The sequence below is a fragment of the Pectobacterium jejuense genome (genome assembly GCF_026800125.1).
Taxonomy (GTDB): Bacteria; Pseudomonadota; Gammaproteobacteria; order Enterobacterales; family Enterobacteriaceae; genus Pectobacterium; species Pectobacterium jejuense.
Window position 1 is genome coordinate 93,480 of the sequence record NZ_JAPQKX010000011.1, and the last position, 19,892, is coordinate 113,371.

General features: G+C 55.8%; 5 protein-coding genes. 4 read left to right on the forward strand and 1 reads right to left on the reverse strand.

Annotation, left to right across the window (positions count from 1 at the left end):
• Positions 1-238 precede the first annotated feature (238 nt).
• On the reverse strand, positions 239-14,845 hold the full coding sequence (locus NXT09_RS18780) for an Ig-like domain-containing protein (protein WP_268580850.1): 14,607 nt from the start codon (positions 14,843-14,845) through the stop codon (positions 239-241).
• Positions 14,846-15,576: 731 nt separating this feature from the next.
• Here NXT09_RS18780 and NXT09_RS18785 point away from each other — a divergent pair.
• The 4 genes from NXT09_RS18785 (at position 15,577) to ppnP (ending at position 19,832) form a co-directional block, all read left to right on the forward strand.
• A complete protein-coding gene (locus tag NXT09_RS18785; protein WP_268580851.1) occupies positions 15,577-17,223 on the forward strand; it encodes a multidrug ABC transporter permease/ATP-binding protein in 1,647 nt (548 codons plus the stop codon).
• A gap of 206 nt (positions 17,224-17,429) precedes the next feature.
• Positions 17,430-18,479, forward strand: coding sequence for a type II asparaginase (locus NXT09_RS18790; protein ID WP_268580852.1), 1,050 nt, complete (start codon positions 17,430-17,432; stop codon positions 18,477-18,479).
• Positions 18,480-18,886: 407 nt separating this feature from the next.
• Positions 18,887-19,408 (forward strand): shikimate kinase AroL, encoded by a 522-nt coding sequence (aroL, locus tag NXT09_RS18795; protein ID WP_010298497.1) that lies wholly within the window; start codon positions 18,887-18,889, stop codon positions 19,406-19,408.
• A 139-nt stretch (positions 19,409-19,547) separates the two neighbouring features.
• Entirely contained in the window at positions 19,548-19,832 is a 285-nt protein-coding gene (ppnP, locus tag NXT09_RS18800) for a pyrimidine/purine nucleoside phosphorylase (RefSeq protein ID WP_005975968.1), read from the forward strand.
• Positions 19,833-19,892: the final 60 nt, after the last annotated feature.

The window sequence follows — 19,892 nt, forward strand, 5'->3', positions numbered from 1 at the left end:
TGCGGTGTCATCGGTGTTCATGAGCACGATTCGAGCCGCCAGTGACGCGTTTACTCGCCCCATAAATGGGGCTCGCCCTTCGGGCCAGCACAAGTGCTGTTCAAAAACGTCTCTGACGTTTTTGTCCTACGCGGCACTGACTTTCGCGGCGTCCATGCCGCTCACTCGGTGCTCATGCCCACCGCTGCATAATTTTTACGCCGGGTAACAGTAAAACCTCATCATAAGGGGACTGCCGTTACACCATATTGACGAGCAGGCCTTGCTGCACCAGTACATCTCCCAGATTGTTGGCGTTATCCAACGATGAATGGTGGTAGACGTCGAAACGTTGGCCATCAATATCGCGCTGTCCTACCGTACTCCACGCCCCTTCGCCCGGGATCAGGTTCACCTGATTGCCTTCGCCCCCGACGATCAGTAAGTCATCTTCTGGTCGGTCGGTGACATTCAGAGCGCGGTCGAGATCCAGCGTGATGCTGTTGGTGCCGTTTTGGCCTAAATCGAAAATCTCCACGTTGTCGATTTTCAGCCCCAGCTCGGTGAGATCCAGGTTGAGCTCGGTGCCATCCAGAACCAGCGTATCAATGCCGTTGCCGCCATCGATCTGGGTAAAATCGAGCGTTGAGAGCGTAATGAGATCGTCGCCTTCACCCCCTTCGACATCCTCGCCCGTTTGCACACTGCCGTCGGCCAGATTGATAACGACGCCACCGATGGCATAAACGCTGTCTTCCACGTCGGTGCTGGCGCTATTGTCGATGGTGTGCGTCTCGCTGAGCGCAGCTGCCGCCACTTTCGAGCTGACATTAAGGGGTTGTACCTCGGCATTTTCCCCGGTATCGAGCGGTTCGCTGGACAGCGATGCCACCTGCGCGAGGCTGCTATCGTCAACGTCCAGTGCCATCATGCTCATCAGCGGTAACCCGAGGGTGATACCGGAGGTTAATCCGGCGGATACGCCGGTGAAGTTACCTGCCTGATCGGTGACGGAGGCTTCAACCGCCGTTCCCAGCAGCGCCGTCAAAATCGCGCCAACGTTCAGGACGTTGATCCCCAGTAGTGAACTGGTGAAATGCGCGCTCCACTTGCCATCAGCACCGACGGTACCCTGTAGCGTCTGGCCGAGCAGCGTGACGGTCACTTTGGCACCCTGCTGCACGTAGCGTGATGTCCCGCTGACGGTGACGCCGTTTGCCAGCAGGCCAACGGTGTTGCCAATTAGCGACCCCACCGCATCAATGCCCAATTGCGGCAACTGGTGCGTTTTCACGATCACATTGCTGCTAGTGTTGTTGGTGTTGCCATAGCGGTCAGTGACTTTGACGCCGACGGACAAATTGCCATCGGCGATGTTGAGCAGGTTAGCGCTCGGTACGCTGATGCTCCAGGTGCCGTTGCTGGCAACCGCGGCGTTGAGCACGAGTCCGCCCACGGTCAGCGTGACGCTACCGCCCGCCGCGTTGGTTGTGGTCCCGCTGATGATCTGGTTTATGCCCGCTTCGGCCAGATTCAGGTAACCGTCCCCGCCAAACAGGGAGCCGAGGCTGACCGTTGGCAGCGTGTGAACGCCCACGCCGATGGATGCCCCCGCGCTGGTACTTTTTCCTGCCGCGTTGGTCAGAGAGGCGTTGAGGGAAAGCGTGCCGTCAGTCAGACCGTTGAGATCGAGTGACGGCAGGCTGACGGACCAGCTACCGTTGCTTTGCACCACGGCAGAGTAGGTCTTGGTACCCAGCGAGATCTGGATCGTGGAACCTATCGCATTGGTACTGGTTCCGCTGATGACCTGACCTGCCGCTGCCTCGACAGCATTGAGCAGGCCGTCACCGCCAAAGAGCGGATTGATGGTCAGCGTCGGTTGACCGTTAATCGCCACGCTGACGGTACCGGTTTGCGTGCCGACGTTACCTGCTGCATCGACCAAACGAACGCTGACGTTAGTTACGCCATCCGCAAGGGCTTTCAGGTCGAGGCTAGGAACCGGCAGGCTCCAACCGCCGTTTGCACCAACCGTTGCCGTGTAGGTTTTACTGCCCAGCGTGACGTTGATCGCGGTGCCGGCTGGCACATTGGTCGTGGTCCCGCCGATGAGCTGGGTGCTTAACAGGCTCGGGAGATCCAGGACTCCGTTGTTGAACAACGGGTTAAGGGTAATCGTCGGCGGCAATATGGCGATGTTGAGGCCCGTGCTGATACCCGTGCTGTTGCCTGCCGGGTCGGTTACCGTGGCACTGACGGTGAGGTTGCCGTTCGCCAGGCCGGACAGTTGCAGCGGCGTGACGCTGGTGCTCCAGGTGCCGTCATTGCCGACGGTCGCGTTTAGCGTCAGGGTGCCGATGCGAATCACAACCGCCGATCCTGCGACGGCATTAGTGGTGGTGCCACTAATCGTCTGCGTCAATGCGGCTTCTGCGGCATTGAGGAAACCATCTCCGCCAAACAGTGAGCCAAGACTAATCGTCGGCAGCGTTTTGGCAATAATATTGATGGCGTTATTGACCGTGCCGATATTGCCAGAGGTATTCGTGATCGACACATTCAGCGTGGTGTTGCCATCAAGCAGCGTGCTGAGATCGGACGGCTGTAGTGTCAGGCTAAACGCGCCACCCGCCCCGACCGTAGACAGGAAAGTTTTACCGCCAAGGGTAACCGCAACCTGCGATCCGGCGCTGGCATTGGTGACCACACCACTGATCGTTTGTGCCGCCAGCGCTTCTGCCGCGTTGAGGAAACCATCGCCGCCAAATACCGGGTTCAGCGTAATCACCGGCTGGGCGAAATCGAACTTGATGCCAGCATTGCCGCTGGCGCTATTGCCCACGCTGTCTGTTGCGGTCGCGGTCACGGTGAAATCACCGCTGCCCAGCCCTTGCAGAATACCCAGTATGCTTGGAGTAACCGCGGCACTCCATTTGCCATCCAGACCAACAGTTGCGGTGACTGTCTGTGAACCCGCAATGCTCAGCGTAATGGTTCTGCCTGCCAGACCGGTAGCCGTGCCGCTGAGAGTTTGGTTGACCAGCAGGTCGCCCAGATTCAGCAGGCTATCGCCAAAGGCCGGATTTAGCGTAATGCTCGGCAAGTTCTTGATGACCGTCGGGACGTTCACTATCTGGCTGGCGGTATTGCCTGCGTGATCGGTGACCGCGACGCCCAGCGCCAGCGTACCATCCTGCAAGGCTTGCAGATCGAGAGCTGGAACGGACAGGCTCCAGGCACCGCCTGCACCGACCGTAATCCCAGTGTAAATTTTAGTGCCCAACGTCACGGCGACCGTTGCGCCAGCAGCGATATTCACATTGCTGACGATACCGCTGATAATCTGGCTGGTCGCGGCATCTGCGGCATTCAGCGCGCCATCCGTGAAGGCCACAACAGAATCAATGACTGGCAGGGATTTCAACACGTCAATGTTGACTAACTGATTCTTCACGTTGCCGTGTGAATCGACAATATCCACACTCACTTGCAACAGTCCGTTGCTCAGCAGACTGAATCGATCGGCAGGTATCGAAATACTCCAGGCCCCGTTGGCTCCAACGGTGCCTTCCAAATCGGCACCGAGTCCTTTAATCACGACTTTGGCGCCCAGATAGTTGCCGGTCGCGTTACCGCTGATGACCTGCGTCACCAGTGATTCGGCCATATTGAGGATGCCATCGTTACCGAAGATATCGGTAATGCCTGCGCCGAGCGTTTTGTTCAGCGCAACGTCCAGCGTGACATCAAGGTGTGCGGAATTACCCGCCGTATCGGTCAGCGTCACGCCGATGACCTGCGGCCCGTCAATCAGATTTTGCAGATTGGCGGACAAGATTGGAAGACTCCAGTTGCCGTCGAGGCCGACGGTTGTGGTACCCGTCAGCGGCCCGGCGGTTAAGGTGACGGTGGCACCGACTTCGCCTCTGCCGGTAATCGCTGCGCCCGCGACGGCTTCAGCCAGCGTCAGAATGTTGTCATCGAACAGCGTGACGCTGAGCAACGGGGTATCGGTATCAACGGTAATGACCTGCGTATCCGTTGTGGTATTGCCACCTTTATCGGCCAGCGTCGCGGTGATGACGTAGCTGCCGTCGGCCAACTGTGCCAGATCTGCAGCTGGCACATTGACGCTCCAGGTGCCGAGGGCCGAAACCTGAGCGCTGTAGGTTTTACCGTTCAGGACGATGGTGACAATTTGTCCCGCCTCTGAGACGGAGGCAGTACCGGTAATCGCCTGCGCCGTGCTCATTTCAGCCGCGTTGAGCACATTGTTCGTAGCCAGGGAGACAATATTCAAATCGGGCGCGACGGTATCCACGATGACGCTTGTGGTCAGGGTCGCGTCATTTGATGACGCCGTTACGCTAATCGCCCCCTGACCGGCAAAGGCTGGCAGGGCTGGAATGGTAATGCTCCAGTTACCGTTGGTGTCGGTGACAGGCGTATATGTCGACGAACCGATTTGAAGATTCACAGCAGTCAGTGATGACGTAGGCCCGATAGATCGCCCAGAGATCGTGACGCTGCCATTGATCTCGACGGCATTGATGATGTTGTCGGTCGAGATGGGGTTAATGGTCATGATGGGCTGAGTTTGCGTCAGGTCAACAGCAAAGTTAACGCTGGATGCTGGCGTTGGGTTCCCGGCCCGGTCCTGCGCACTGACGGAAAGCGAATAGGTCGTGTTGGACAATGCCTGGAATGCAGAAGAAGGGAGGTCAACGCTCCATAAGCCACCGTTGAGAATTTTGGTTTGGTAGTCCAGACCATTCAGTCTGACGGTCACGTTCTGGCCGACCTCTAGTCCGGTCGATGTCCCACTGACGGCCTGCGTTGCCCGGCTTTCCGCATAGGTAAGACCGTCCAGACCGGCGAAGGTTGAAATCGTGATGGTTGGTGAGGCCTGAATCGCGAGGTAGGCCTGAGAATTCAACGTGCTGCTGTTACCGAGGCTGTCCGTGGCCGTGATGCTGATATTTTGCGTCCCGTCAGCAAGCAGAGAAAGCTGGATTGGGGTGAGCGTTGCGGTCCAGACTCCCCCGCTAAGCTGTACGACAAGCGGTTGTCCGCCAAACGTGACGCTCACGTTTACCGCATCGCCCGCGGTACCGCTTAGCGTCCTGCCCGCCAGCGTAGCGGCTTCCGCAATGCTCATGTAGCCATCGTCAAACGGCGTATTCAGCGTGATGGTCGGTGGCGTGAGATCGCTGTTAAAGACGATCGGCGCGGACCCTACGTTGCCGGCCGCATCGACGGCGGTGACGGTGATGGTATGCTGACCGTCGCTCAGCGAGTTCAGCGCGTTAGGAGGCAGCGTAACGGACCAATTGCCGAGACCATCTACCGTTGCGGTGTAGCGAATGCCGTTGAGGTCGATCTCCAGTTTAACGCTTTGCCCGTTGCCGCCAATCTGCGTGCGGCCAGAGAAGGTCAGTGCGGATGCGGCTTCGGCACCGCTCAGAATATTATCGATACCGAACGGCACCACGTCGATAATCGGCGCTGGCAGCGTCTGCGCCGAACTCACGTCGAGCGAGGCGCTGGTGTTGGTATTGCCGACCCAGTCAGTGACCTTGACGCTAATGCTGTAGTTGCCTTCGGTGAAGATCGCCAAATCGGCAGGGCTCAGCGCTCTGGACCAGCCGCCTAAGCCGTCTGCGGTGGCGGTAAAGGTGGTGTCGACCAGCGTGGTTTTATTGGTCACCGTCACGATGACTTCCTGACCCGCGCTGGTAATACCGGTTTTACCGGTCAATGTCTGGATGGCCTGAATTTCAGTGGCGTTCAGGATGCCGTCGCCAAACGGCAGGTCCAGCGTTGCCACGGGCAGGGTGGTGGTCAGCACATTCGCCGTGGCTGCTGTGGTGCTGGTGTTGCCCGCGGTGTCGGTCACGATGACGGTGAAATTTACCGTACCATCCGGCAGGTCGATCAGCGCCTGACGACCCAACGATAACGACCAACTGCCGTCGGCATTTACCGTAGCAGGGAGACTTGTGCCGTTAATGCTGACCGACACCGTTTGCCCCACGTTGCTGGTGAGCCCCGTTTGCCCGGATAGCGTCGCGCCCGGCTGTGCATCGGCCAGACTCAATTTGCCATCACCGAACGGGGTATCCAGCGAGGCGACGGGAACACCCACTATCACGCTGGTGAAGGATCCGCTGCCTGAACCGGTATTGCCTGCATGGTCCGTGACGGTCACATTGATGGTGTGTGTACCATCACCAAGTGCAGCGAGATCGGCAGCGGGCAGCATCACACTCCACTGACCGTTTGCTGCCACTGTAGCGCTGTAGGTGGAGGTGATCGTACCGTTGGTTACCGAAACCGACACGCTCTGGTTTGGATCGATGAATCCCGTTGTCCCCGTTAGCAGTTGATCCACTGTGCTTTCTGTCTGATTGAGCACGCCGTCGACAAACGGGGTGGCGATGCTGATGGCGAAATTGGTGTGGATGACGACATCCAATGTGCCGCTCGCACTGCCGGTATTGCCTGCGCTGTCCGTGACCGTTGCGCTGACCTGCATGTTGCCATCTGCCAGAATGCTCAGCGCATTGGCCGGAATCGTAGCGCTCCACAGACCGCCCGCGAGCGTCACGCCCGTCGTGGTGTAAGTCCCTATCGTGACCTGAATCACTGTCCCGACGGGCAGGTTGGTGTAACTGCCGCCAATCGTCGTTGCCGTCGCCAGCTCCGCGATAGTCAGGACGTTATTGTCATAGAGCGAATCCAGCGTCAGCGTCGGGAGCGACTGCGTTTTTAACGTGATATTAATGCTGGCGGCGCTGGCATTTCCTGCACCGTCAGTCACGCTGGCCTCCAGCGTTTTCACGCCGTCACCCAATGCCAGCAGGTCGCTTGCCGCAACGTTGATTTGCCAGACGCCGTTACTATCAGAGACCACGTTATAGATTGCCGTACCGACTTTGATCGTGACCAGAAGGTTCGCTTCGGCCTTGCCGCTCAGCGGTAGTCCGGCTAGCGCGTCCGCCAAACCGATGTCGCTGGTGTCAACCAACATGTCGATGGATAGCAGCGGTGGGACGGTATCGACTGTGAACGGATGGGTGGCCGTAGCCGAGTTCTGTGCGATGTCGTTGACCGTCGCGGTAACATCCTGATTGCCCTGCGGCAGATTTTGTACATCGCTAGCGGGAACGGTCGTGCTCCAGCTTCCGTCAGCGCCAACGGTCGCCAGATACGTTTTGTTATTCAGCGTCACCGTGACGCGCTGTCCCACCTGAACATTCGTCGTTGAACCAGAGATGAGCAGGTCAGACTGCGTATCCTGCGCGCTGACGATATCGTTACCCGATAGGGTGACGATGGTGATGGCTGGCAGGTTACCCGCATCGGTGATGACGGTAATGCTATGCGTTGCTGAACCGGGGTTGCCGCTCACGTCCGTTACGCTAGCACTCACGGTTTGTTTACCGTCAGGGATGTTGCCGACATCCGTTGCAGGAACATCTACGCTCCAACTGCCATTCGCACCCACAGTGGCGAAGTAATCTTGATTATTGAGTGTGATGGTAACTTGCCGGCCCTGTTCCACATTCTGACTGCTACCGCTGATGGTCAACGGCTGGCCAGATTCGGCCAGATTGAGGTAATCATCGGTCGACAGCGTGGCTATCGTCAGAGTCGGTGCTTTAGCCGGGTCGGTATCCAGTGTAATCGAATGGCTTACCGTGCCGATGTTGCCAGCAGCATCGGTCAAGCTGGCGGTGATTGCCGTGATGCCGTTCGGCATATTTTGCAGGTCGCCGGCAGGCACGGTGACGCTCCAGGTGCCATCGGCCTGCGCCAGCCCCTGATAGATCTGCCCGTTGATGGTGACGTTAACAATGATAGGGCGGCCGCTGTCGTTAATGGGCGATGTTCCGCTGATCTCCAGCGGCAGCAGGCTTTCCGCGATGTTGATGATATCGTCAACGCCAATCGGATTGATGGTCAGCACCGGCGGGGTCAAGTCAACGAAAGCGCTGCCCTGAACGGTAGAGGTATTGCCTGCCGCATCGCTGACGGTAACGGAAATATTTTGTATACCGTCTGCCAGCGCGTTCAACACGCTCGGTGACAGTTGCAGGCTCCAGTTGCCGTTGCTGTCAACCGTGCCGGAGTAGACTGTGCTGCCGATGGTGACGCTGACGGTTTGCCCAGCTCCGCGCAGGCCCGTGGTGCCGTAGAGTGTCTGTCCAGCCTGTGCGTCGCTGAGATTCAGGTAACCGTTGCTGAATGGCATATGCAGCGATGCTACCGGTGGATTGTGGATGCTGATGCCCAACTGCTGCGTCCCCGACAGGGCATTACCCGCCTGATCGACCGCCGTGACGTTAACCGTGATGACGCCATCCCCCAGCACTTGCAGATCGCTTGGTTGAATAGTGGCGCTCCAGGTCCCGTCTGGCTGCACTTGTACGGTATAGGTTTTCCCGTTGAGTATGACGTTGACATCCGTGCCCGCCGCGACGTTGACGGCACCGCCGTTAATCGTAATGCCGTTTGCCGCTTCCAGCACGTTTAGCTGATTATCCCCGGTGATTGGCGCAATAGACAGCCCACTCGCGTTAGTATTCACCGTGACGGCACTGCTGGATGTTGCGGTATTGCCGGCGACATCGCTCACGCTGACGGTAATCGTCTGGCTGCCGTTAACCAACAGTGCCATGTCGGTATCCGAAATCGTGGTGCTCCAGTTCCCGTTCGACAGAACCTGTGTGGTATACGCCTTGCCATTGAAGCTAATCGTCACCGTCTGGCCTTGCTCAACGTTTTTACTGGTGCCGCTGAGCACCTGGCTGACCCGAACTTCCGCCCCGTCAATGATGTTGTTGCCAGCAAAAGTACCAATCGTGACGACTGGCGCGTTAAGCGGGCTGGCATCGACGACAATGGTTTGCGTTGTAGTCGTGGTATTGCCTGCGGCATCGGTCAGACGAGTCACGATGCTGTAATTGCCATCGGACAGGTTGCTCAGATCGGCTGATGGAATGGTAATGCTCCAGGTGCCGTCACTGCCGATGGTACCGCTGTAGGTTTTGCCGTTCAGCGTGGTGGTGACCGTTTGCCCCGCGCTGGACGGTGAGGCGGTGCCGGTGAACAACTGACTGCTTTGCACCTCAGTGCTATTCAGAATGTTGTCGGTAGCAATGTTGCCCGTCGTCAACGTAGGCGGTGTACGCGCCACGGTAACGTTACTGGTTAAGGTGCTGCTGTTTCCGGCTGCGTCGCTGACGCTCACCTGCAATGCGGTGGTGCCATTCGGCAGATTTTGCAGGCTATTCGCAGGCAGAGAGATCGTCCAGTTACCTGCCGTATCTACGATCCCTGTGTACGTCACGCCGCCGAGTGTGGCGGTGACGGTTTGCCCTGGTGAGGCGATACCGGTTGTGCCGCTGAGCGTCTGAGACACGCCTGCTTCTGCGGCATTGAGTATGCCGTCGCTGAACGGTGTGTTCAGCGTCAGCGTCGGGCTACTGTGCGTAAATACCTCGATCGTACGGCTGCCGCTTAACACATTCCCCGTACTGTCTACCGTTGTGACAGTCAGGGTTGAGGTGCCGTCGGCCAGCGTGCTGACATCTGCTGCCGCTACGGTGATACTCCAGGTGCCGTTCGGTTGTACGACGCCAGCGTAGCTTTTCCCGTTCAGCATAATCGTGACGGCGGTGCCTGCTGCCACGTTCTGGCTGCTGCCGTTGACGGTGAGATCTTGCGCGGCTTCGGTTTGATTCAGTTTGTCATCGCCCGCGACGGTATCGATAGCGATACCGCTCAGGGAGGTGTTCACCGTAATGGTCTGGCTAATCGTTGCAGGGTTACCGCTGACGTCGTTGACGCCAATCGTGACGGTATGCGCGCCTTGTGCCAGATGAAGGAGATCGACAGACGGTACGCTGACGCGCCATTGGCCGCTGCTGTCAACCGTTGCGGTATAGGTGTTGTCGCCGAGCGTCACGGTAACGTGCTGTCCCGCTTCGACATTCAGGCTGCCGCCGCTGATGATTTGCGCGACGTTGATTTCGCCCCCGTCGATGATGTTATTGAGCGCGATGGCGTTGACGGTGAGCAGAGGCAAATTAGCCGGATTGGCATCCAGCGTTAATGCCCCCGTGCTGGTGGCGCTGTTGCCTGATGCGCTGGTCAATGTTGCTGTCACGGTGTAATTGCCGTCAGCCAGAGCCTGAAGGTCAGCGGCAGGAATGGTGGTACTCCAGCTACCATCAGCCTGAATTTGTGCCTGATAATTTTTATTGTTGACCGTGACAAGGACGGTGCGTCCGGCTTCTGACTGTAGCGCGTTACCGGAGATCACTTGATCGTTCAGGCTTTCGGCTGCGTTGATGATGCCATCGTTGGTCAGCGGTTTTAGCGTCAGAAGAGGGCGATCCATATCGACGGTAATATCGCGAATGCTCTGTATGCTGTTGCCTGCGGTATCTATCGCTTCTACGCGAATGGTCTGTACGCCGGTTGGCAGAAGTTGCAGGTCGGCGGCGGGAAGCGTGGCACTCCAGTTCCCCTGATTATCTACGGTTGCCGTATAGGCTTTGCCGTTCAGCGTGATGATGACGCTTTGGCCCCCTCCGGCAATCCCTGTTTTCCCTGTCAGGTTCTGCCCGCTGGATGATTCGATGATGTTGAGTATGCCGTCGCCGAAAGGTTGGTCAATCGTTGGCTGTGGCAGGTTGTTAATATGGATATCAATATTGCGGCTAGCGGTGACAGGGATATCACCGGGGTTGGCGACGCTGGCGGTAATAGTCGCTGTGCCATCCGGCAAGGCGAGCATATCGCTGCTCTCGATTGTGACGCTCCAGCTCCCGTTTGCGGCAATCGTACCAATATAGGTCTTGCCATTAAGCGTGACAGTAACGCTTTCTCCTGGAGTAACGTTAACCGTCGAACCTGAAATGGTCAGCGGCTGTGACGCTTCCAGGCGATTGATCTGGTTATCAATCGCGACAATACTGATGGATATACTGTCATTACTCGTATCGATAGAGGACCAGGTTTCATGACTGCCCTCGTTACCCGCCAGATCCGTGACTTGTGCAGAAATAGATACCGTTCCCTCGCTAAGTTCAGCCATATGTTCAGCGGGGATTTCCACGCCCCAACTGCCATCGTTCTGGATGGTGGCGAAGTAGAATTTTTTGTTAAGGAGAAGGGTCGCGATCTGGCCGGTTTCGACATTCGAACTGGTGCCTGTTAGCCACTGGCTGACCCTGAGATCGGCTGCGTTGATGACGTTATTCTCATCAACGAAGGCGTTAACAAAAATCGTTGGCTGGAATGCAGGATCCGCACTGAGCGTAATGGACTTCTCGACGCTGACGGTATTCCCGGCGACATCGCTTAGCGAGGCAGACAGTGTGTAGCTGCCATCGGCCATGCCGCGCAGGGCCGCTGTGGGTAAATTGATACTCCAGTTGCCATCGGTGCCGACAACGCCAGTATAGAATTGCCCATCGAAAGTGATAACGACAGTACGACCCGCTTCGCTGATTGAGGCGGTGCCGTTGACGGTCTGGTTACTCTGCGATTCGACCAGATTGATGGTGTCATCGCCTGCAAGGGTGCCGATAGTCAGGGTCGGGGCCGTAAAGTCGGTAGGGCTGACAAACGTTTTACCCGCCTGATTGCCTGCGGCATCCTGTGCGGTCACCAACAGGGTATTGTTGCCTTCTGGTAACTGCTGGAGATCGGCCGCAGGGACGGTGACTTTCCAGTTACCTGCCGTATCAACCGTTCCCGTATAAGATTTCCCGCCGAGGGACAAGATGACCGTCTGCCCGGCACCGCTGATGCCGGTGTGACCAGTAATCGTCTGGCTAACCAGCGCCTCTGCGCCGTTCAGTGAACCGTTGCCGAACGGGGTATCAATCGTCGGTTGCGGCAGGGTATGAATGTGAACGCCGAGCGTGTGAGTGTCCGTTATGGCAGCGCTTCCCGTCACATTCACGCTGGCGGTGATGGTGGCATTGCCGTCTGACAGAAGCTGGAGGTCGGCACTGGGGATTTGCAGTGTCCAACTGCCGTCTGCGGCAACGGTGGTGGTGTAATTATTCCCGTTCAGCGTTACGGTCACCGCCTGTCCTGCTGGGACATTGGCGGTATTTCCACTAATCGCCAGCGGTTGCAGGGATTCTGCCCGGCTTAGCAGGTTATCGCTGGCGACAATGTTGATGGCGATGCTGTCGCCAGACTTATCGACGCTGATATTCTGGCTTCCGCTCGCGGTGTTGCCCGCTTTGTTACTCACGTTAACGCTAATGCTGTGGGCGCCATCCGCCAGCAGGGCGATATCTGCGGTTGAAACGTTGATGTTCCAGACACCGCCGGATTGCACGGTGGCAAGATAGGTTTTCCCATTCAGGCTGATGGTGACAACCTGTCCCGCTTCAACGTTGGTGGTGGTCCCGCTTAACTGCTGGCTGACTTTTGCTTCTGCGCCATCAATAACGTTATCGTCCGCGAAATTATTGATGGTAATGGTTGGCGCGGTGGTCGCACCGCTGTCAATGGTCAGCGGACGGGTAACCGTTGTGGTGTTGCCTGCGGCATCGGTCAGCGTAATGGTCAGGTTCTGGCTACCGTCTGCGATAGCGACCAGATCGGCCGTTGGCAGCGTGACGCTCCAGTTTCCGTCGCTGCCGACGGTAGTGGTGTAGGGTTTGGCATTCAGCGTAACGGTGACCGTGCGACCGGCTTCGCTGAGCGATGCTGTCCCGCTGACCACCTGATTAACGGCCAGTTCTGCACCATTGAGGATATCGTCCTGAGCAATCGCGGAGACGGTGAGCGTCGGCGGTGTCGTATCCACGGTGATATTTTGCGTGACGATGGTTTCATTACCTGCGATATCGCGGACGACGATCTCCAGCACGCTGGTGTTGTCCGAGGGCAGGCTTTGCAGCACATCTTTAGGGATCGTGACCGTCCAGTTCCCGTTGGCATCCACCGTTCCGGTCACGTAATTCCCACCGATCGTCAGGCTGACAGTTTGGCCCCTGCCGCTAATCCCGGTTTCCCCACGTATGACCTGATCCTGCGCGGCTTCGGCTCCGTTTAATACGCCGTCGGCGAAAGGCGGTGTCAGCGTAATGGAAGGGAGCGTGTTGATGTGAACGTCCAGCGTGCGGTCGACGGTGACGGTATCACCACTGATTCCCTGTACGCTGGCAGTCAGGGTATTGCTGCCGTCTGATAGCAAAAGCAGGTCTGCGCTGGGGATGTCCAAAGACCATTTGCCGTCTGCTCCCGTTGTGGTGGTGTAGGGTTTCCCGTTCAATGTCACGGTGACGGTTTGGCCTGCGGCAACGTTGGCCGTTGTGCCATCAATCGTTAGCGGCTGCCCAGCTTCTACGGCATTCAGGCGATTATCAAATGAGATGATGCTGATGTTGACCGCCTCGGCGTTGGTGTCCACCGTGATGGTTTGTGGCGGCAGCGTGGTGGTGTTACCTGCTTTATCCGTTAATGACGCCACCAGATTATAGGTGCCGTTAGTCAGCGCCTGAATATCACCGGAAGGAATGAACACGCTCCAGGCGCCGTCGCTCTCTACGGTGGTGGTATAGGTGATGCCGTTGAGTGTCACCGTCACGGTCTGACCAACGTCCGACAGAGAAGCGGTACCGGAGACAAATTGTGAGGATTGCAGTTCATCAGCGGTGATCAGGTTATTGCCGGTAAACGGCGACAGGGACAGCTCTGGCGGCGTGGTATCGACAATAATGGTGCGGTTGACCACGGTGGTATTGCCGGCGCTATCGCTAATCGTGAACGACATAGCGTGCTCACCTTCGCTCAGGGCGCGAAGATCTGCGGCAGGTACGGTCAGGGTCCAGGTACCGGCAGCATTAATGGTCGTGGTATACGTTTTTCCATTCAGCGTGATGCTGACGTTCTGGCCGACTTCACCGGTTCCGTTGAGGATCTGGCCGTTTGCCAGCTCTCCGACGGTGAGGTAGTTATCGCCCGTAAATTTATCAACGGTTAAATGCGGTGGCAGGGTATCAATGGTGAGATCGATTGTTTTCTCATGGATGACGCCGTTTGCACCCGGTACGCTCACTTTTAATGCGTAAACGCCGTCTTGCAGCCCGGTAAACGCATCTGCTGGCAGCGTAAAGCGCCAACTGCCGTCGGCTGCAATGGTGGTGGTATAAACCACGCCGTTCAGCGTGATAGTGACGGTTTGTCCCGCATTGACGCCGGTTGTTTTCCCGCTGAGAACATGAGGCTGGCCGATTTCCGTACGGTTCAGCCCGTTATTTCCGGCAAAGGCATCGACGGTTAAGGGTTCTTGCGGTGGCGGTGTGGAATTGTTGTCATTGCTTGATGACGAGACAGCGACGGCGACCCCAGCGACAGCGGCTCCGCCGACGGCGACCGCACCCAGAACGCTGCCCAGCGTGGTTGCAGATAACGTACTGGTGGTTGTGCTACCAATCAGCAATGACGTCATATCGCCCAGCGCGGTATATTCTGGCGTAAGGGCAACGGCTTCCGCCGCGAGTGCCGCTCCTTCTGCCGCTGCCGCGCCGGAGAACTGTGCATGGATGAGTCGGGTGCCATCGTCAAAAACCAGCTCGCTGTGATAACCGGCGGCATCCAGAGTAAAGAAGCTTTCATAGCGGACGGTGGTACCGTCTTTCATGTGCAAGATAAGATCGTTGCCAACACGCTCATAGCGGGACACCACGTCGGGTGTGCCATAGATTCTGACGGTGCTGCTTTCCAGCAATTCGACATTCGTCGCTCCCTGAGGAACGGTGTTGATGAACTGACCACTATGACGCGACAGGATATTTGCATTTCCCGCAATAACATTCATATCTGACATGAAATAGCCTCTTGCTTATCTGCAACCATTGTCTTAATACCTCTCACGGCGGATCGGGACCGGAACGGGAGACGTATGGGGATATGCACCACCAACACAAAAAGAGGGGGGCGCTAAAGCTGACCTGGTTCAGAAACAAAAAGCAGTAGTTGTCAAATATGATTAACAATATTGCTGTGAATCCCTCTTCTGCGGGGATTAGGTTATCGGATGATATTCACCCAATTCTTGATATTTATAGGTGTGGCTTAACTAAAAATCCAACTTTTTTGAAATGTTTTGAAAATAAAAAATATGACAATAATCTTACGTATTAAGTGGCTTAGCGACATTGCTATTCAAATTAAATTATTATTACACTAATTATAATGTTAAATTACCATCACTTAGCGCACTTGGTGTCACGGTAATACGCTTTTTGCCCACATTTGGGTGAGACGCCGCGGGTTGTTCGCCGTGATGATGATGTCTTTATCTATATTTGTTGTATCAATTTGTGTTTGTTTCTATTGACTGCAACACATGAGCGTTAAACGAGGTATGTTGCCAGCAAAGTGATAACGAAGCGTGATGACTAATCACTTTTTCTTATGGTTAATGCTGGCAATGCCGGGTGTAGGTTTTGCTGATATGGCGTCTGGTGTCACGTTAGATATGAGAATTATTCTTGATATCACGGTCATCCCCATTACACTGCGGGCGATTGTTTTCATCAGAGAGACCAGGTTGTTATGGAGTTGCTCCGCATTGTTTACCAGCAGTACCGTTGGCCCTTTCTTGCCGTTATCCTGCTAAGTTTGTTGAGTGCCGCGCTGGGCATTGGGCTTATTGCCTTTATCAACCTGCAATTGATTGAAACGGTCAATCAGTCGTTGAGCGTATTGCCGCAATTTCTGGGCTTGCTGCTGCTCCTGATGGGCGTCACGCTGATGTCGCAACTGGCGCTGACTACGCTGGGGCACCATTTCGTTTACCGCCTGCGTGGGCAATTTATCAAGCGTATTCTGGACACTAACATTGCCCGTATCGAACAGATCGGCAGTGCGCAGCTGCTTGCCAGCCTGTCCAGCGATATCCGCAATATCACGATTGCGTTTGTGCGTTTGCCGGAGCTGATTCAGGGCATTGTGCTTACCATCGGCTCGGCCGCTTATCTGGCCTGGCTCTCCCCGAAAATGCTGGTGGTGACGTCAGTGTGGATTGCGATAACGCTCTGGGGCGGCTTTATGCTGGTTTCCCGCGTGTATCGTCACCTTACTCAGGTGCGGGAAGCGGAAGATCGCCTCCAGAAAGACTATGAAACCGTAATTAACGGGCGTAAAGAGCTGACGCTCAACCGTGAGCGGGCGCAGAAGCTGTATGAAGAGGTTTATCAGGCTAATGCGCAGGACTACCGACAGAACGTGATTCGCGCCGACACCTTCCACCTCAGCGCGGTGAACTGGTCGAACATTATGATGCTGGGCGTGATTGGCGCGGTCTTTTTCATGGCAAACAACCTCGGCTGGGCGGATACCAACGTGGCGGCGACGTATTCACTGACGCTGCTGTTTTTACGCACGCCAATGCTTCAGGCTGTCGGCGCACTGCCGACGCTGCTGAGTGCGCAAGTCGCGTTTAATAAGCTGAAACTTTTCGATTTGGCAGATTATCAGGAACCGTTCTCCGCTGCGGTTGCCCCTGCCGACTGGCACACGCTGGAACTGCGTGACGTGGTGTTTCGCTATAACGATTCTGGTTTTGAAGTCGGACCGATCAATCTGGTGATAAAGCGTGGCGAACTGGTGTTTCTGATTGGCGGAAACGGAAGCGGAAAATCGACGCTGGCGATGCTGCTGACAGGGCTTTATACCCCGGTTTCCGGCTCGCTGCTGCTGGATAATCGCCCCGTTACGGTAGAAACGCGCGAGGATTACCAAAAGCTATTCTCTGCCATCTTTACCGATTTCCACCTGTTCGGACAGATGATGGGCCCGCAGGGAACGGAGCCGGATACGGCGCTGGTCGATAGCTGGCTGGATCGTCTGAACATGCGGCATAAGCTGACGCTGGAGAACCATCAGGTGATGAACTTACAGCTTTCTCAGGGGCAGCGTAAGCGTGTAGCGCTGCTGCTGGCCGTCGCCGAACAGCGGGACATCCTGCTGCTGGATGAGTGGGCGGCCGATCAGGATCCGCAATTCCGCCGCGTGTTCTATCTTGAGCTGTTACCGCAGCTGCGCGCATTGGGGAAAACGATTGTGGCGATCAGCCATGACGATCACTACTTTGAGCATGCCGATCGCCTGCTTGAAATGCATCAGGGAGCGTTGTCAGAACTGACGGGCGAAGCACGTGAACAGGCCTCGCAGGATGCCGTGGCGCAGATTAGTCGATAGTGCAAATCAGCGCGGCGGAATGCCGCGCTGTGAGGGATCACACACCGTTAACATGAAGTCTGACAGGCATATATTAATTCGTTGAATTCTGGGGCAGAATAAGCGCCAATGTTGGCAGGCTGCCAACAGAGTGGATGTTTTTTGCTTACAGATCAGGCACCTGACGTATCTGGTCTGCCACTAAACTCAATAAGTTGGTATAGGTTATGAAAAGGATATTTAACGCATTATTCGTTGTTGTTTTTGTTTGTTTTTCGTCTCTGGCAAATGCTGCAGAAAATCTACCTAACATTGTTATTCTGGCAACGGGCGGTACGATTGCCGGTTCCGCTGCGGCCAATACGCAAACCACGGGGTATAAAGCGGGTGCGCTGGGCGTAGAGACGCTGATTCAAGCGGTGCCAGAGCTGAAAACGCTTGCCAATATCTCAGGCGAGCAGGTTGCCAGCATCGGCAGTGAAAATATGACCAGCGACGTGCTGCTGAAGCTGAGCAAGCGCGTGAACGAGCTGCTGGCACGCAGCGATGTTGATGGCGTGGTCATTACGCACGGTACGGATACACTCGACGAATCGCCTTACTTCCTGAACCTGACGGTGAAGAGTGACAAACCGGTGGTCTTTGCCGCCGCGATGCGTCCGGCAACGGCAATCAGCGCTGACGGCCCGATGAACCTGTACGGCGCAGTAAAAGTGGCAGCGGATAAAAACTCTCGCGGTCGTGGCGTTCTCGTTGTGCTGAACGACCGTATTGGTTCTGCTCGTTTCATCAGCAAAACCAACGCTTCTACGCTGGATACCTTTAAAGCGCCAGAAGAAGGTTATCTGGGCGTGATTATCGGTGACAAAGTTTATTACCAGACGCGTCTGGATAAAGTTCACACCACGCGTTCCGTATTTGACGTGACCAACGTAGATAAACTGCCAGCCGTTGACATCATTTATGGCTATCAGGATGACCCTGAATACATGTACCACGCGTCTATCAAGAACGGCGCGAAAGGTATTGTCTATGCGGGTATGGGCGCAGGTACCGTATCCAAGCGCGGCGATGCGGGCATCCGTAAAGCGGAAAGCGCGGGCATTGTTGTTGTACGCTCCAGCCGTACCGGCAGCGGCATCGTGCCACCGGATGCGGGTCAACCGGGTCTGGTTGCCGATTCTCTGAGCCCAGCTAAATCACGCATTCTGCTGATGCTGGCGCTGACGAAAACGACGAACCCAGCGGTGATTCAGGATTATTTCCACGCGTATTAATCGTCTGATCGGTTTGTAGTGTGATGGCCCCGCCTTTAAACGCGGGGCTTTTTATACCCGTCATACTTCAAGCTGCATGTGCGTTGGCGTCGTTCAGTCACCCGAATCACTTACTTGAGTAAGCTCATCGGGATGCCCTCGCTCGCCGCCTTCCTGCAACTCGAATTATTTAGGGTATATTTCCCGTCATCCCATTTTTACTTTTAGTTATTCAACTTTTCGTTTCCACTGAGAAGTCACTTCCCTCCCTGTTGATTTTATCGGTATGATTCAGCCCACGACAAAGCAGGTAATCACCCCTATTTATCTTTGATACCCGAAATAATTTGAGTGGCGGGACTGCCTACGCGCGTCCAGCTTGAAGTATGGCGGAGCGGGTGAATTAAAGAAGAAGGATACGTCATTACATGACACACCCCATTTTTATGGTTGGTGCCAGAGGCTGTGGGAAGACCACTGTTGGGCATCAACTGGCGCAGGCATTAGGGTATGACTTTGTCGATACCGACCTGTTTATGCAGCAGACCACCAATATGACGGTAGCTGATGTGGTTGCGCAGGAAGGATGGCATGGGTTCCGTCAGCGCGAAAGTCTGGCGCTTCAGCAGGTGACGTCCAACCGCTGCATCGTCGCGACGGGCGGCGGTATGGTGTTGGCGGAGGCCAATCGGCGCTTTATGCATGATAAAGGCACCGTCATTTATCTCCACGCAGATGCCGAACTGCTAGCTCAGCGGCTGGAAGAAAATCCGCAGGATAACCAGCGTCCGACGCTGACGGGTCGCCCTATTGCTGAGGAAATGGCTGATGTACTGGCCGCGCGCGAGGCGCTGTATCGCGGTGTCGCGCACCACGTCATCGATGCATCGCAAACGCCGGAAGCGATTGTGGCAAGCGTGTTGAAGGCACTGCGTCTGTCGGCAGCATAGGAAGGTGGGCCGGACACTGGCAAAATAATCACCAGTCAGTGTTACCGAACACCAACTTTCAATGAATAGATCGTGACAGTGGCTCGACTCTCCTTTTAAGATGAATTTCCTGAATTTTTTCGATGATAGGTGCCGCGCTATGCTGAATGTAAATGAGTATTTTGCAGGGAAGGTCAAATCAATCGGTTTTGAAGGCGATAGCATTGGCCGCGCCAGTGTCGGCGTCATGGATGCGGGTGAATACACCTTTGGAACCGGACAGCCGGAAGAAATGACGGTAATCACCGGAGCATTGAAAGTATTGCTGCCAGGCGCACCGGATTGGCAGGTTTTCACACCGGGAGAAACGTTTTTCGTTCCGGGAAAAAGTGAGTTCAACTTACAGGTGGTCGAACCGACCTCTTATCTGTGTAAGTACCTGTAGTGTAAGTACCTGTAATAGCTATTCTCTCTCTGTAGAGTAGATTATTCTCGCCGCGTTGTG

Excerpts from the sequence above, each read along its gene's own strand:
- aroL (WP_010298497.1), top strand. The coding sequence starts at position 18,887 with ATGACACACCCCATTTTTATGGTTGGTGCCAGAGGCTGTGGGAAGACC.
- NXT09_RS18790 (WP_268580852.1), top strand. The coding sequence starts at position 17,430 with ATGAAAAGGATATTTAACGCATTATTCGTTGTTGTTTTTGTTTGTTTT.
- NXT09_RS18780 (WP_268580850.1), bottom strand. The coding sequence starts at position 14,845 with ATGTCAGATATGAATGTTATTGCGGGAAATGCAAATATCCTGTCGCGT.
- NXT09_RS18785 (WP_268580851.1), top strand. The coding sequence starts at position 15,577 with ATGGAGTTGCTCCGCATTGTTTACCAGCAGTACCGTTGGCCCTTTCTT.
- ppnP (WP_005975968.1), top strand. The coding sequence starts at position 19,548 with ATGCTGAATGTAAATGAGTATTTTGCAGGGAAGGTCAAATCAATCGGT.